The organism is Carnobacterium maltaromaticum DSM 20342 (genome assembly GCF_000744945.1).
Taxonomy (GTDB): Bacteria; Bacillota; Bacilli; order Lactobacillales; family Carnobacteriaceae; genus Carnobacterium; species Carnobacterium maltaromaticum.
On record NZ_JQMX01000001.1, the window covers coordinates 1,003,118 to 1,017,254 of the forward strand.

General features: G+C 33.7%; 15 protein-coding genes. 6 read left to right on the plus strand and 9 right to left on the minus strand.

Translation table 11 applies throughout. From position 1 onward, the window contains the following. Nucleotides 1-99: 99 nt before the first annotated feature. The gene (locus BR77_RS04730; protein ID WP_035064098.1) at nt 100-1,815 is read right to left on the minus strand and encodes a septation ring formation regulator EzrA; all 1,716 of its coding nucleotides are present in this window, start codon (nt 1,813-1,815) and stop codon (nt 100-102) included. 249 nt (nt 1,816-2,064) lie between these two features. Between BR77_RS04730 and BR77_RS04735 the strand changes: the two genes are divergently transcribed. The 4 genes from BR77_RS04735 (at nt 2,065) to BR77_RS04750 (ending at nt 4,640) form a co-directional block, all read left to right on the plus strand. Then, nucleotides 2,065-2,547 carry a hypothetical protein gene (locus BR77_RS04735; RefSeq protein WP_016356396.1) on the plus strand — a complete coding sequence of 161 codons (483 nt, stop codon included), beginning with the start codon at nt 2,065-2,067 and terminating at the stop codon, nt 2,545-2,547. Nucleotides 2,548-2,569: 22 nt separating this feature from the next. Beyond that, the gene (locus tag BR77_RS04740; RefSeq protein ID WP_016356395.1) at nt 2,570-3,037 is read left to right on the plus strand and encodes a GAF domain-containing protein; all 468 of its coding nucleotides are present in this window, start codon (nt 2,570-2,572) and stop codon (nt 3,035-3,037) included. A gap of 272 nt (nt 3,038-3,309) precedes the next feature. Beyond that, nucleotides 3,310-3,915 carry a 30S ribosomal protein S4 gene (gene rpsD / locus BR77_RS04745; protein ID WP_010050416.1) on the plus strand — a complete coding sequence of 202 codons (606 nt, stop codon included), beginning with the start codon at nt 3,310-3,312 and terminating at the stop codon, nt 3,913-3,915. Between the two features lie 365 nt (nt 3,916-4,280). Further along, complete coding sequence (locus tag BR77_RS04750) at nt 4,281-4,640, plus strand: hypothetical protein (RefSeq protein ID WP_016356394.1); 360 nt, start codon at nt 4,281-4,283, stop codon at nt 4,638-4,640. A gap of 67 nt (nt 4,641-4,707) precedes the next feature. Here the strand turns inward: BR77_RS04750 and BR77_RS04755 are convergent, their stop codons facing one another. The 6 genes from BR77_RS04755 to BR77_RS04780 all read right to left on the minus strand — a co-directional run bounded on the left by BR77_RS04755 (nt 4,708) and on the right by BR77_RS04780 (nt 9,866). After that, complete coding sequence (locus BR77_RS04755) at nt 4,708-5,238, minus strand: DUF308 domain-containing protein (protein ID WP_015076063.1); 531 nt, start codon at nt 5,236-5,238, stop codon at nt 4,708-4,710. 192 nt (nt 5,239-5,430) lie between these two features. Then, entirely contained in the window at nt 5,431-6,069 is a 639-nt protein-coding gene (locus tag BR77_RS04760; protein WP_015076062.1) for a YktB family protein, read from the minus strand. Nucleotides 6,070-6,194: 125 nt separating this feature from the next. Continuing rightward, nucleotides 6,195-7,157: a siderophore ABC transporter substrate-binding protein gene (locus BR77_RS04765; RefSeq protein WP_035064101.1), complete on the minus strand. Its 963-nt coding sequence runs from the start codon at nt 7,155-7,157 to the stop codon at nt 6,195-6,197. A gap of 31 nt (nt 7,158-7,188) precedes the next feature. Further along, nucleotides 7,189-7,947, minus strand: coding sequence for an iron ABC transporter ATP-binding protein (locus tag BR77_RS04770; RefSeq protein WP_015076059.1), 759 nt, complete (start codon nt 7,945-7,947; stop codon nt 7,189-7,191). A gap of 3 nt (nt 7,948-7,950) precedes the next feature. Next, a complete protein-coding gene (locus BR77_RS04775) occupies nt 7,951-8,916 on the minus strand; it encodes an iron chelate uptake ABC transporter family permease subunit (protein ID WP_015076058.1) in 966 nt (321 codons plus the stop codon). After that, nucleotides 8,913-9,866 (minus strand): ABC transporter permease, encoded by a 954-nt coding sequence (locus tag BR77_RS04780; protein ID WP_015076057.1) that lies wholly within the window; start codon nt 9,864-9,866, stop codon nt 8,913-8,915. The genes BR77_RS04775 and BR77_RS04780 overlap by 4 nt, the downstream gene beginning before the upstream one ends. Before the next feature lie 462 nt (nt 9,867-10,328). Here BR77_RS04780 and BR77_RS04785 point away from each other — a divergent pair, with 462 nt between their 5' ends. Then, the gene (locus BR77_RS04785; protein ID WP_015076056.1) at nt 10,329-10,784 is read left to right on the plus strand and encodes a YueI family protein; all 456 of its coding nucleotides are present in this window, start codon (nt 10,329-10,331) and stop codon (nt 10,782-10,784) included. A 454-nt stretch (nt 10,785-11,238) separates the two neighbouring features. Further along, nucleotides 11,239-11,649 (plus strand): hypothetical protein, encoded by a 411-nt coding sequence (locus BR77_RS04790; RefSeq protein ID WP_035064103.1) that lies wholly within the window; start codon nt 11,239-11,241, stop codon nt 11,647-11,649. Nucleotides 11,650-11,698: 49 nt separating this feature from the next. Here the strand turns inward: BR77_RS04790 and BR77_RS04795 are convergent, their stop codons facing one another. Both BR77_RS04795 and BR77_RS04800 read right to left on the minus strand, forming a co-directional pair. Then, a complete protein-coding gene (locus tag BR77_RS04795) occupies nt 11,699-13,360 on the minus strand; it encodes a peptide ABC transporter substrate-binding protein (protein WP_015076053.1) in 1,662 nt (553 codons plus the stop codon). An 18-nt stretch (nt 13,361-13,378) separates the two neighbouring features. Continuing rightward, nucleotides 13,379-14,098 (minus strand): gamma-glutamyl-gamma-aminobutyrate hydrolase family protein, encoded by a 720-nt coding sequence (locus BR77_RS04800; protein ID WP_257613193.1) that lies wholly within the window; start codon nt 14,096-14,098, stop codon nt 13,379-13,381. Nucleotides 14,099-14,137: the final 39 nt, after the last annotated feature.

The window sequence follows — 14,137 nt, forward strand, 5'->3', positions numbered from 1 at the left end:
ATCACAAGGTTTCTACCTACTAAATACGCGTATTTACAAATTACTCAAAAAAAATAACGAGCCTAGGATTTTTCCTTCGTCTCGTTATTCTTCAGCACGTTATTGATTTATTTTTTTATCTGCATAATAATTGTCTTCGACTTTTTTATATGCACCAGCTTCCACCAACTCTAATGCTGTTGAAATGGTTTCAAGTGCTTCTTGATAGCGATAATCTTTATTAAACAAACGTAAAGTACTGTCAATTGCATCTGCAATCGATTCATTAGAGTGACGGTAACGATTAGCGTATTGCATCATATATTCAGTTAACAATGCACTATCAACAATTTCTTCCGTCTTTTCTTTAGCTAACGTTACATCATCTTGGCACATGAAGCATAAGCGTGAAATTTCTTTCATATCTACTTTTAACTTATTTAACTGTTGAGCCAACTCTTCGATGCGTTTGGTTGTTGAGAAAAATAAGTCTAAGTATTCTTCTGGTAAACCTGGTAAATGCTGTTTTTCAACATAGCGTTTCATAGCACGCATTTCAAATTCATATTCATCAAGTTTTTTACGAGCTTCCATCTCATCTTTGCGTAAATGCAAAAGACCTGAATTAATACTTTGTTGTTTTTCTTCAATTTCAGTTATTTTATCGCCTGTTTCTTCAAAAAAATCAGCCAAAACAGAATAAACAACTTGATTGTTCTTACTATTTTCCATAAAGTTATCAAAACTGGTTTTAAGAGTATCCAATTCCGTTTCGATTCCTTTAGCTGCTTCTAATTCATCATGATTCAAAGTATAGCTTTGAGCCACTCGATCAATTTCAATTAATAACTTACGATTGTTGCCAATCACATGTGTCAAATAATCCTCAAACATTTTTTGTTGATCATTAACAAATGCTTTAGCATCAATTTCATCTTGCATAAGATCGTAAAGCTTATCAATATTCGTTTCAATATCTTGCACCATTTTTTGAGCTTCATCAACTTCACAAGTCTCAGTTAAGCTCTTAGCTGCTTCACTATTTTCTTCAATCGTTTTAATTTCTGCTTGAATATCGCTATCTAAAAACACAAAATTTTCAGCAAGTAATTGGGCATGTCCTTCTTTCAACTCAGTAACTTGATCAACTACGTCAACCGTTAGCGTTTTTAATAAGGTAGGGACTAATCCCACTACTCGATCTAATTCCGCAGTATCAGTGGCGACACGCTCTAAAACTTCTCTTGCTTCAATATGATCACCAGAAGTGGTTAATTCTGAAAATTTAGTAAAATCTAGTTCTAAATAAGTTAAACGACGTTCTAAATTTTCTAAGGCACCACCAAATGAAAAGCTTTGAGTTAATAGTTTTTTACGAATGTTTTGGTATATTTCTTGTGTTTTTTTAATTTCTAAACGATTTTCTTCTTCACTTTGAATTAATTTTTTTAAAGCTGCTTGAACTTTATCAATGCTGACTTGAGTATCGTCCATTAATTTCGTTGCAGCATCTTCTGCTTGCTGGGCCTTAACTAATTTCATACGGTCAGTTGCTTGCTCCGCATCAAATAAATAGTTTTCAATATCTGGAAAATGAACAGTGGCGATATTACGCCAAACTTTCTCCCATTCTTTAAATGATTTTTCAGTTTGACCCGTTAGCTGTAATTTTTTCAATTTATTAATCTCATCAATTACTGGAATTTCAGTTAAGCTTAACTTACGATTTTCTAATTCATCAATTTTATGGTAGTGCTTTTTCTTAAGAAAATAGCTGGCTCCGTAAAGGACCAGGGCTAATACAATAATCACAATTAAAATAACAATAACATTCATTTGAAAACCTCCGATTAAAATTGATTCTATAATTACAGTTTATGTAACAATACGAATAGATTGTTAAATTTCTTTGAACTTAATTAAGGAAAATATAACTAATTTTTAATAAACAATTGACTTGATTTTTTTATTAAAAACACCTATTGTAGATTATACCACAGTGAGAAAAAACTAACACTAGAAATCATTCAATTCACGTTATTTTTCTATTTCATTGTTGGAATTTTTCAAATCAGGAGCGATAGTATGCTATTATTATTAAAAATATGTGGAATTTTAGGTTTTATCTTTTGCCTAGTGCTAGTAGGATTCGCTTTAAAAATTAAAAAAGTAGGATCAAAAAAATTCCAAAAAAAAATTGGACTGATTTTTTTTGTTAGTCTCGCTCTTTTTAGCTTTAGTCAGTTTAAATTATCAAAACAAGCCGCTGTTCAGCGTGAAACTTACACGATTTCTAGTAAGTCAACCCTAGAAGGTAGCCAAACATTTTTACGTGTTCTTGTCTTTAGTAAAAATAAAAAAGATCTTGAAGCCATTTTTGATACTCTTGAAAAAAAAGAGAAAAAAAAGGGTGTTGATTCTTTATTCGTTCGATTCAACGTGGATAATGGTGGAGAAATCGGTAAATTTATTGCCAATGGAAAAATTGCTTGGACTAACGAAGGCGAAAAACAAGTTGGACTCAAGAAAGATAAAGTTGGGTTTGATTATAATAAAGAACTAAAATAAACTGAAATGAGGAATATATCGAATGACAAAAGCACAAGACTATCGTTTAACCAACGCTCAACTAGAAGCAATTATTGGCGATGAAACCAATTTAATTGCTAATCTTAGCAACGCTGCAGCTTTACTATTTGAAAATTTAAAAGACATTAACTGGTCTGGTTTTTATTTATTTGAAGAAGCTAGTGGAGAACTTGTTTTAGGCCCTTTCCAAGGTAAAGTTGCTTGTATTCGGATTCCCGTTGGACGTGGAGTTTGCGGAACAGCTTTTCAAAAAAAAGAGTCTTTGTTTGTCAATGATGTCCATGAATTCCCAGGCCATATTGCTTGTGATGCTCGAAGCCAATCTGAAATTGTTATCCCTCTTGAAAAGAATGGAAAAATCATAGGCGTTTTAGATATAGATGCACCTATCAAAGCTCGATTTGACCAAGAAGATCAAGAACATTTAGAAACTTTTGTGCAACTATTATTAAAAAATAGTTCGTTATAAATATAAATCCTAAACTTACTTCGCTTTAAATCCTTATTAATCGTAAGATTTGTTTGACTCTAGCTAGTCATTTAGGTTATACTAATCATTGTGTAAAATAATGCAGCGTGAAAGTGGTATTCACGTCAACAGTTTATTGCCAACTCGATTGGTTCAATTGCGTAACCTGCGGCTGCAAAGGTGAAGATTGAAATAATAAACTGCACGAAATACTGAACTCTCAACTTATTATTTTACTCCAAAAAACATTTATTTATTGGAGGAATTTTATTATGTCACGTTATACAGGCCCAAGTTGGAAAGTGTCACGCCGTCTAGGTATTTCACTTTTAGGAACAGGTAAAGAAATCGAACGTCGCCCTTACGCTCCAGGTCCTCACGGTCCAAACAGCCGTAAGAAAATCTCTGAATATGGTATGCAATTACAAGAAAAACAAAAATTACGTAACATGTACGGCATGAACGAACGTCAGTTTAAAAACTTGTTCGTTAAAGCTGGTAAACTTAAAGAAGGTAAACATGGTGTTAACTTCATGATTCTTTTAGAACAACGTTTAGATAATGTTGTTTACCGTCTAGGTCTTGCTAGCACTCGTCGTCAAGCACGTCAATTAGTAAACCATGGTCATATTTTAGTTGATGGCAAACGTGTTGATATTCCATCATACCACGTTGAAGTTGGTCAAGTAATTTCTGTTCGTGAAAAATCTAAAAACATGGTAACTATCAAGGCAGCTGTTGAAGGATTATTTGGTCGTCCTGACTTTATTACTTTCGATACTGAAAAACTTGAAGGTTCTCTATCTCGTTTACCAGAACGTGAAGAGTTGTACGCTGAAATCGATGAAGCATTCATCGTTGAGTTCTACAACCGTTAAGATTATTCTCACATTAAAAACCGTAAAATCTTGTGTAAACAAGGTTTTGCGGTTTTTTCTTATTTATCGAAATATGTTGAAATGTAATAAAATATGCTAACTCGCGGAGCTTTATGCGGAGTTATTTAAGCTAAAATCAGTTTTAAATGAATTTGCGGAGTTAAAATAATATACCGGGCAGTATATTGCATTAGATTACTCAATAATATTTTATATAGCTTTAGTAAATTTGTAGGAAACGACTATTCATTGTCACTATGAATCTTCTATTGTATAATAAGTAAAACACAGACTCACTTAACTATAGTGATTGCGAATGCTCTAAATTTTAATAAAAATATTGTATTAAAAAGAGGAGGGAATTTATGTCTCAAAACAAGTTTAAAGATGCTACTAAAATAGATAATGCTACTCTAGCTAGAAATACAATGAAAGCTGATCCTTCACAAAATGGTACTCCGATACCATTTCAAAGTGGGTATTCTGAATACGAAGCAAATAAAACTACTCAAAGTCTTTTTGAAACAGTTATTTTTTACTTAGTAGGAGTCTTTTTTTCAATAGTAATCTACAAAATTTTAATTCATTATTCTATTTTAAATGAGGAATGGCAAAATAATTTATTAAAAGTATCTGTAGTTATCTTTTCTATAATAGCTTCCAGTTTTATCTTATCAAAAATTTCTATCATAGTAGTCAAAAATTTAAAAAAAATTTTCCGCTAATTACTTCATTTTTATAAAAAAAAGCCCCTTCTTCAAGGAGCTTCTTTTTTATTCAGAAAATAAGACTTTAACGAATACCTTCTTCTTCATTTGGTAGCACAAAGTACAACGTAATGTGATTGATTCCCATAAAAATCAATTGGAAAGCAACTGTCCAATAAAAAATAGCCAGTGCTAATTGAGGGTCAAATAAAGATTGAATACCAATCCAAATTACAATGATATTTAATGCAATAGACAACCACTTAATTCCACTTTTAACTTTAAAAATAGCAATTGTATTAAAAATAGACATTAGAATCATTAACCACACTAATGAATAAATAATAATAACTGCCCCACTTTCAGGGTTTCTTAAAAAGAAAACGAGTCCAAATCCGCCTAAAAGAATTCCTTCCAAAATTCTAAAAACTTTATACTTCACACCTTTTGTAATGAAAATACCATCTAAAATAATCACAACTCCTGAAAAAGCAAAAACACTTCCTAATATTAATAAAAATAATACGCCTTGACGAACAGGATTCATCATAAATAATACTCCTAAAATTAGTAAAATAATTCCTTGTACGAGCAACTTAACTTTTTCTTTCTTCAACCTACCCAACTCCTCTTCCTATAAAAAACACTAATTATTACATTTCATAGTATATAACTACTACATACTATTCGTCAAACAATAACACATTCTTTAATTTGTCATACTATTTATGCGGCCCAAAGAAATTTCATTGGATTCTAGCAAAAAATTCCTTATGCACTAAAGGCGTAAGGAATTTTAAAACTATTTTTATTTGGCATGTTTTTGAGCTTTCATTGCGGTTTGATAAATCGGTAGCAAGGTTCGATACGTTTCTAAGATGAAAGCTTGTGTTGCTGCAGGATCTTCTAATAACGTATCATCTGACCAAATTTCGCGTCCAATTAAAAACTCCCCTTTTTTCACATCCCTAAAGCGTTCTAGTCCCTTCTTTAAGTCTATTTCAGATACCGGGGTCGTTTTTGGAAAATGATGGTCTAGTGACACGACATAGCCTTTTGGCAAGTTAGCGAAAAAATCTAATTGAGTTAATAAACTTGTAGCAATTTCTTTTTCAGCTTGAGGATTGTCGATCATCGCCAACCAAATAAATAAATGATCTGCATAAATACCTAATTGGAAATGTGGGTACTTTTTATAGCCTCGTTTATCTCCTCCAATCGCACACCATGTATCATTTGGAGCATTTTTAGTACGACGAATATGTTGTGCAATATGCACATGCAATGGTTCTTCTTCCTGTAAGTCACTAGCTAATTCCTGCGCAAATTTTGTTGCCAAGGCTTTAAATTTTGGTTGGATTTGACTACGAATCGCTGTCATTCTAGTATCTAATCCCTCTAATTTAAATACATCAAAATCTTCTTGTGTAAAGGTTACTTCGTTCATTTAGTTCTCGCTCCCGTCTCATTTCTACCCTTCTATTTTAGCATAATTCTTAACTAGACACTCATCTTTTCAATAAAAAAAGCAAATTCAACGAATAAATCCAGTTGAACTTGCTTCTTATCCTATTATTTTGCTACGTTACTCACTTCTTCTAGCATCATCTCTGTTGAAATTAACCCTCCACCAGATAAATACCATACTTCTGGATCAAGCATTACAATCTTGTCATTTTTAGCGGCATTTGTTTGCTTGATCAATTCATTCTCAGTTAAATTATTTTTACTTGTGTCGCCACCAATTGCTTTTGTACGATCAATAACGAATAATATATCTGGATTCTTCTCTAACACGTACTCAAAGCTAACGGATTGACCATGAGTAGATGCTTCAATTTTATCATCTACTAATGGGAAACCAAAAACATCATTTAGTATAGCAAAACGTGAACCTTTTCCGTATGCAGACAAGCTACCTTCATTTAGTAATACAGTTAATGTTTTCATATCTGAACCTGTATTTTTTTTGTTTAATACATCAATTTTCTCTGATAGAGCATCTAATTTCTTTTTAGCTTCATCTGATTTATCAAAGATTGTTCCAATTGTTGAAACATTCTTATTGATTGATTCCCATAAATCTTTACTGTCTATTTCTAAAGAAAGTGTTGGAGCAATTTTTTTCAGCTCGTCTAATGAATCAGACTGACGTCCTGAGATAATAATTAAATCAGGTTTTAGGGCATTAATTTTCTCAAAGTCGGGTTCTTTAATTCCACCGGCTGATTCAACTTTATCTGAATCAAATTTGCTTAAATATTTAGGTAGACTATCTTTTGCTACGCCAACAACAGCGTCACTTTCACCAAGAGCATCAATAGTATCTAGCATACCCATATCAAAAACAACAACTCTTTCTGGATTTTTTGGCACTTCAACATCACCATTAACATCCTTCACTGTAATCATTGTTTCTTCTGTATTTTTTGATGCGCTACTGCTTTCTTTCTTAGCAGATTCATTTCCTGACCCACAAGCTGCTAAAACAAACCCTAAAGCGACCAAACATACGCTTAATTTAATCTTTTTCATTTTTCCACGTCCTTTTCTTGATTTCTATTTTTTACTCACTAAAATAGAGACAAAACCGTTTTCCTTCTACTTCACAAATACGAATATCCATTTCATATAGTGGATCTAAAACTTCTTTTGTCATCATCTCACTCGTTGTACCCGTTGCAAATAATTGTCCATTTTTCATCGCGACAATCTCATCAGCATAGCTTGCTGCAAAATTAATATCATGAATGACGAGAACAATCGTCTTACCCAATTCGTCTACTAAGCGACGTAAAGTTTTCATCATTTGAACTCCATAATTCATATCTAAATTATTTAGCGGTTCATCTAGCAAAATATAATCTGTATCTTGAGCCAGAACCATAGCAATATAGGCACGTTGTAGTTGACCACCGGAAAGCGTATCTACATACTCTTCAGCCAGATCCACTAGTCCTAAATAGCTTAAAGCTTCTTCTATTTTAAGTTGGTCTTCTTCTTTCAAGCGTCCTTTAGAATAAGGAAAGCGTCCAAAGGCAACTAATTCTCGAACAGTTAATTTTAAATTGAAGGCATTTGACTGCTTTAACACAGACAATTTTTTTGCTAGTTCGTCTTGTTTCCAAGATTTCACTTCCCCACCATCAATATAAATTGAGCCTGTATCTTTTGGAATCAAGCGACTCATCATCGAGAGTAACGTACTTTTACCTGCGCCATTAGGTCCAATAAAAGCTGTGATTGCTCCTTCTTTAATCGGCAAAGTAATTTCACTAATCACTTTTTTATTTCCATATGATTTTGAAACATTTTTAATTTGCATACCTTACTCACGCTTCCTTTCCTTAATTAATAAATAAATGAAATAACATCCACCTAAAAATTCAATTACGACGCTTAATGTCGTTGTTAAATGAAATACTCGCTCGACAACTAATTGTCCTACTAATAAAACAATGATGCTAAGAAAACTCCCACCGATAAATAAAATTCCATGTTGATAGGTTTTAAAGATTCGATAAGTCAAATTGGCAACCATAAAGCCTAAAAAGGTAATTGGTCCCACTAAAGCTGTTGAAATCGAGGTCAAAATAGCGACTAAAACTAAGACTTTCAACATTGTTCCTTCAACATTTACGCCTAAATTCACCGCTTGGTCACGACCTAAATGCAAGACATCTAAAACTTTTCTTTGGCTAAATAAGAACATTAAAGCAGCCACACCAATCAACAAAGTAATCCCTAGTAACGCCACATCAATATTATTAAAACTAGCAAATAATTTGCCTTGAATCTTATCAAACTCATTGGGATCCATCAATACTTGCAGAAATGTGCTAACACTTCTAAAAAAGGTTCCAGCAATCATCCCAACCATCATCAATAAATACAAATTGCTACTATATTTTCTGAAAACAATTTGATACAACACAAAGCTAATTCCTACCATTAAAACGACACTGATTAAGAAATTTATCTGTTTGTCACGTACAACTAGATGATTGCTTCCATAGAAGAAAAGAATCATTGTCTGAAATAAAACATATAAAGAATCCAAGCCTAAAATACTAGGCGTTAAAATATTGTTTTGAGCTAAGGTTTGAAAACTAATGGTAGCAACGGTTGTACTAATTCCTACAATTATAAAGGCGATTAGTTTTTTACTTCGCAAAGGTAAAATATAATCCCAATTGCCATTATTCTCTAGAACTAGATACAGTCCAATTAACACTAGAATAACCAGTAGTAGTAATCCATATACCCACTGTTCTTTCTTGATACGCTGCATCATTGTTTTTCACCTCGCAATAATAGGTAAATAAACAACACACTGCCAATAATGCCCACTACTAAACTGACCGAAACTTCATAGGGTGCAATCACAATGCGACTGATAATATCGCAAATTAATAAAAATATCGATCCAAATACAGCAGTTTCAAAAAGTGTTTTGCGCAAATGATCTCCTCGAGCAATGGCGATTAAATTAGGCACCACTACACCTAAGAAAGGTAAACTTCCAACGGTTAAAATCACAATGGAAGAAGCTAATGCAACAATTAAAATTCCGCCGAATTGTACAAATTGGTAGGATACCCCAGCATTTATGGCAACTTCCTTCCCTAAACCAGCTAATGTAAAATAATCTGCATAGAGATAGGCGATTATCATTAACGGTATAGCTAAGTACATTAATTCATAATTCCCCCTAGAAACTAATGAAAAATTCCCCTGTAGCCATGACGCCATATTTTGAACCAAGTTATTTTGATACGCTAAAAACGTCGCAATTGACCCTAAAATACTTCCGAACATTAAACCAATAAGTGGTACCATCACTGCATTTTTAATCTGCAGGTGGTTGACCATAAAAATAAAGGCGACTGTTCCAGCAAAAGCAAATAGAAAAGCAATCACTGTTCTTTGAAAAATACTTGCATCTGTGAAAAAAAGCATCGCAACTAAAATTCCGATTCGTGCACTATCCATTGTTCCAGCTGTTGTTGGAGAAACAAATTTATTTTGCGTTAAATGTTGCATGATTAAGCCACAAATACTCAGTGTAGCTCCGGCAATAATCAAGCTAACGGTTCGCGGAATTCTTGTGCTTTGCAAAATAAGTTGCTCATTTTTAGTGAAGTTGAACTGAAGCACATGACTAAGTTCAATATCTTGTACACCAATAAACAATGAAACAAATGCAATAACGCTAAGTAATACAATCCAAATCCCCTTTCTCATAAATGCTTCCTTTCTTATTTCAACTAGCTTAAATACCGCTAGTTTACAACGATTCTAATTGAGAATGATTTTCATTCCCATTAATTTAGTTTACTCAATTTTGATTTAAATTGCAATGCTTTTCACAAAATAAACTGGATTTTAAGTTGACTCATTTCAAATCCAGTTCCTACTGTGGTATAATTAAATCTGTATAGGCTAGTTCTTTTGAACCAGGCCTTCGGAAAAAGATAAAAATTCGAGAGGACAAAAAAACGTCCTATCAATTTTTCCTATTTTCTTTTCGGAGCTAAACGGCTCAACAAACTTTTTATTAAGGCTAGTTTTTTTGAACCAGGCCTTCGGAAAAAAGATGAAATTTCGATGTGGCAAAAAGCGCCACATCAAATTTCCCTATTTTTCTGCCAGGCCTAACCGGCTCAACAAACTTTTTATTATACACTGAGGAGGATTTCTATCATTATGGGTGAAAAAGATGTTAATGATTACTTAACGAGTGGAATCTATGGGACACCTCAAACAAAACCTGAAGAACGTAACCGGTATTTAGGTAGTCTCAGAGAACGCGTCTACCTCTCTATGTCAATTGAAGAATTGAGTTCTCTATTATATATTGATGCTCTTAAAGAGGAACTGGAATTACATCCTGATGGGCAAGTTCTATTAAATGGCGAAGTCAACAGTCGTGCTTTAGGACCTTACTTAAAACTATGCGGACAAGAGTCAGTTCAATTTACTATTGTTACCAATCAGTTTGCTAAGAAAAGTGACACTGGTTTACTTTTTGTTGCTGCTAATGCTGTCAATCAAGAAGTCGTCGCTGTCAGCGAAAAATACCCTCTGGCCGATCCGACGCCTAAAAAAGAAGAGTCTGTTCCAACTGAAAAAAAATCTTTATTAAAACGATTTTTTTCATAATATTATTCTTTGACAACCTAAGTCAACTAGTCTTTATCAGCTAGTTGGCTTTTTTTGTATAGTACCTTTCACATCGCAAGCCTAAGATTGTGAGGTGAACAAACTTTTATTATGGCTAGTTTTTTTGACCCACACCTTCGGAAAAAAGATAAATTTCCTATTTTCTTGCCTAGGCCAGCTCTTATGAGTTAGCCTCTCGGAAGAAAGATGAAATTTCGAGGTGACAAAAAGCGTCACATCAAATTTCTCTATTCTTCATTCAAGCCTGAACAACTCAACAAGCTTTTTAATGAGCTAAACGGCTCAACAAACTTTTATATGGCTAGTTTTTTTGACCCAACTCCTCGAGAAAAAGATAAAAATTCGAGAGGACAAAAAGCGTCCTATCAATTTTTCCTATTTTCTTGCCGGAGCTAAACGGCTCAACAAACTTTTATTACAAGGAGTGTTTATGATGACAGAAGAAAAAGAGTTATGTATAGATGATTTAAAAATGGATTTAGCTAAAGCGCTTGCAGCACATGTTGATATCCTAAAAAATGTTGATCAAATTGAACCTGAACAAATTGATGGGTTGGCATTTGTCATGCGATCACTGGGCTTTATGTTGGAAAAGACACCTTGTCTTTTATTACGAGATAATGATGAAGATGTTTATTATGCGATGTTTCAATACTACAGCTTGCTGGAAGAATTAAAACATAATGTCAAAATGAGTTACCCTCATGCTCGAATTCACACAAAGTTACTTATTGAAATTTTAGAAGGATTTCCAAAAACTTATTCAAGCGATATGATTAAATGGTGGGAATTAAAAACAAGTTTAGTCGTTGAACACACCAAACAAACCATTCTAATGGATTAAAAAAAGAAGTCCTAAGTATCTTTTACCAGATACTTAAGACTTCTTTTTTCTAATTTACTTGTGCTAAACGATACGAAACAGTTCTACCAAAAGGTAAAACTTGCAACCCAGTAACTTCTGGGGCCAATAAATAAGCTTGCGCTCCTTGGTAGACAGTTGCGATTGCAGCATCTTCTTGAATCAGTTGTTTTTCAAGTTCTAACATTTTATCCCAACGTTTCTCAGGTTCTGTTGCTAAACTTGTTTTCACTTCCGTAATACCAGCATCGTAGGTTGGATTTGAATATTTAGAAAAATTAATCCCACCATTTGATTGATAAATTTCTAAAAAGTTAACTGGATCTGCATAATCTGGCGTCCAAGTTCCAAAGAAAACATCATAGTCTCCTGCTCGTGTTAAATCTAGACGGTTTTTTAACGGAACACTTTTCAATTGAATCGTTAAACCAGGTAAATTTTCTTCAAATTGCGCCTGTAAATATTCCACTGTTTTCTTAGCTGAGCCTGCATCTGATGACAAAACTTCCAAAGTTAATTCAGAAATACCTAAGTCTTTTTTAGCTAGCTCCCACTCTGCTTTTGCTTCTTTTGCATCAAAAGCCATTAAATTGCCATTCTCCTTACGAAAATCTTTACCATTTTTTGGATCTTTAGCAAAATCAGTTGGAATAAAACCATCTAAAGGTTTAGAACCATCAATTAAAACTCCTTCAGTGTAACTTTTTTTATCAAAGGCTAAAGCTAAGGCCTTACGCAAATGAACATTCCCTGTGTTTTCTCGCTCTGTATTAAAGCCGAGATACCCAATTAACGCCTTAGGTTGTTCATGGTAATTTTCACTACCTTGGTATTTTTGAATAAATTCATCCGTTAATCCAGTGTACTGAACTTCGCCACCATCAAATAAATTTGCTCCTGTAGCTGTTTCCTTAGCTACTTCAACATCAATATGCTCTAATTTTACATTCTTAGCATCCCAGTAATTTTTATTTTTTGTATAAGCCCAACTCAAATTTGTTCCATCCCATTTAGAAATTGTAAATGGTCCATTTCCAATCACATTTTCACTATTAGTTCCATATTTGTCTGCCAAATCAGTGGCCACTTTTTTATTTTGTGGGTAGAATGGTGTTCCTGTCAATAATTTTGCCAAATAAGGAACGGGACTAGTTAAAGTAATTTCTAAGGTTTTTTCATCTAGCGCTTTGACTCCCAAATCCGTGATTGGGCGCTCTCCATTTCGGATTGCTTCAGCATTTTCAAAGATATCCATTTGATTGGAGCTTTGGGAGCCAGTTGCTGGATTCACAACTTTTTGATACGCATAGACAAAATCATCAGCTGTTACCGGATCACCATTAGACCATTTAGCTTCATCTCTAATTTGATACGTGTAGACAGTTTTCGCTTCATTGATTTTTGGTTCTGCTTTAGCGATTCCTAACTCAGCATCATTATTTTTATCAATCCGATAAAGCCCTTCAAAAATTTGACCAATTGCATCAGAACTGACTACATCAGTGTATAAGGCACTATCTAAAGTTGCTAACTCTGCTGTTGTAGTAACCGTAATCTCTTGCTTATCTGCAACCTTCTCCACTTTTTCACTACTTGTTTCTGCTGTTGATTCTTTTTTATCGTTCCCGCAAGCTCCAATAACTAAAATAATTGCTAACATAGCAAACAAACTAACTTTTGTTCTATTTTTCATTTCAATCCCCCATTCTTTTTACTTTGTTGCTTCAACAAAACGTTGAAATAATAATTGACTAGCTAAGTCATTCCCACTCATAATTTCAGGATGCCATTGTACACCTACCAAAAATTTAAACTCTGTTCCTTCGATACTTTCAATCAAACCATCCTCAGTCCAAGACGAAGCCTTTAATCCTTTTCCAACTTGATTTACTGCTTGATGATGGAAAGAATTAACGACCAAAGAAGGCTCTTTAAGAATCCGATAGAGAATTGAATTTTGGCAGATAGTAATCCCGTGTGTCCCTTTTTCAGGTTCCAATTCTTGTATATGCTTCGTCTTTGACTTTGGCAATTTCGCTTCAATATCTGCGACTAAATTACCTCCAAAAGCACTATTTATCAGCTGGGCTCCACGACAAATTCCCAGGACTGGTTTATTCTGCTTTAAAGCTTCCTTTAACAAGGCTAACTCATATTGATCCCTCTCCACTGAATAAGAGTAAGATTCATCCTGTATTTGTTGTTGATACGTACTTGGATGAACATCCAATCCACCAGATAAAATCAAGCCATCGATTTTCTGCACAATTTCTTTGGCTGCTTTTTTATTTAATTGTGGCAATATCATCGGTAAGCCGCCCGCTTCTACTACAGAACGAATATAATCCGTACTTAAATGATAGCGTTGGTTGGTGATGGTATCTGGCAAAGGTGTGGTAAGTAAATTACTAGAAATGCCAATCATGTGCATCACCTCTTTCTCATTTTTTTCTAATCAAACCTTTTTACT

Excerpts from the sequence above, each read along its gene's own strand:
- rpsD (WP_010050416.1), top strand. The coding sequence starts at position 3,310 with ATGTCACGTTATACAGGCCCAAGTTGGAAAGTGTCACGCCGTCTAGGT.
- BR77_RS04800 (WP_257613193.1), bottom strand. The coding sequence starts at position 14,098 with ATGCACATGATTGGCATTTCTAGTAATTTACTTACCACACCTTTGCCA.
- BR77_RS04730 (WP_035064098.1), bottom strand. The coding sequence starts at position 1,815 with ATGAATGTTATTGTTATTTTAATTGTGATTATTGTATTAGCCCTGGTC.
- BR77_RS04765 (WP_035064101.1), bottom strand. The coding sequence starts at position 7,157 with ATGAAAAAGATTAAATTAAGCGTATGTTTGGTCGCTTTAGGGTTTGTT.
- BR77_RS04780 (WP_015076057.1), bottom strand. The coding sequence starts at position 9,866 with ATGAGAAAGGGGATTTGGATTGTATTACTTAGCGTTATTGCATTTGTT.
- BR77_RS04740 (WP_016356395.1), top strand. The coding sequence starts at position 2,570 with ATGACAAAAGCACAAGACTATCGTTTAACCAACGCTCAACTAGAAGCA.
- BR77_RS04750 (WP_016356394.1), top strand. The coding sequence starts at position 4,281 with ATGTCTCAAAACAAGTTTAAAGATGCTACTAAAATAGATAATGCTACT.
- BR77_RS04775 (WP_015076058.1), bottom strand. The coding sequence starts at position 8,916 with ATGATGCAGCGTATCAAGAAAGAACAGTGGGTATATGGATTACTACTA.
- BR77_RS04795 (WP_015076053.1), bottom strand. The coding sequence starts at position 13,360 with ATGAAAAATAGAACAAAAGTTAGTTTGTTTGCTATGTTAGCAATTATT.
- BR77_RS04760 (WP_015076062.1), bottom strand. The coding sequence starts at position 6,069 with ATGAACGAAGTAACCTTTACACAAGAAGATTTTGATGTATTTAAATTA.
- BR77_RS04735 (WP_016356396.1), top strand. The coding sequence starts at position 2,065 with ATGCTATTATTATTAAAAATATGTGGAATTTTAGGTTTTATCTTTTGC.
- BR77_RS04785 (WP_015076056.1), top strand. The coding sequence starts at position 10,329 with ATGGGTGAAAAAGATGTTAATGATTACTTAACGAGTGGAATCTATGGG.
- BR77_RS04770 (WP_015076059.1), bottom strand. The coding sequence starts at position 7,947 with ATGCAAATTAAAAATGTTTCAAAATCATATGGAAATAAAAAAGTGATT.
- BR77_RS04790 (WP_035064103.1), top strand. The coding sequence starts at position 11,239 with ATGACAGAAGAAAAAGAGTTATGTATAGATGATTTAAAAATGGATTTA.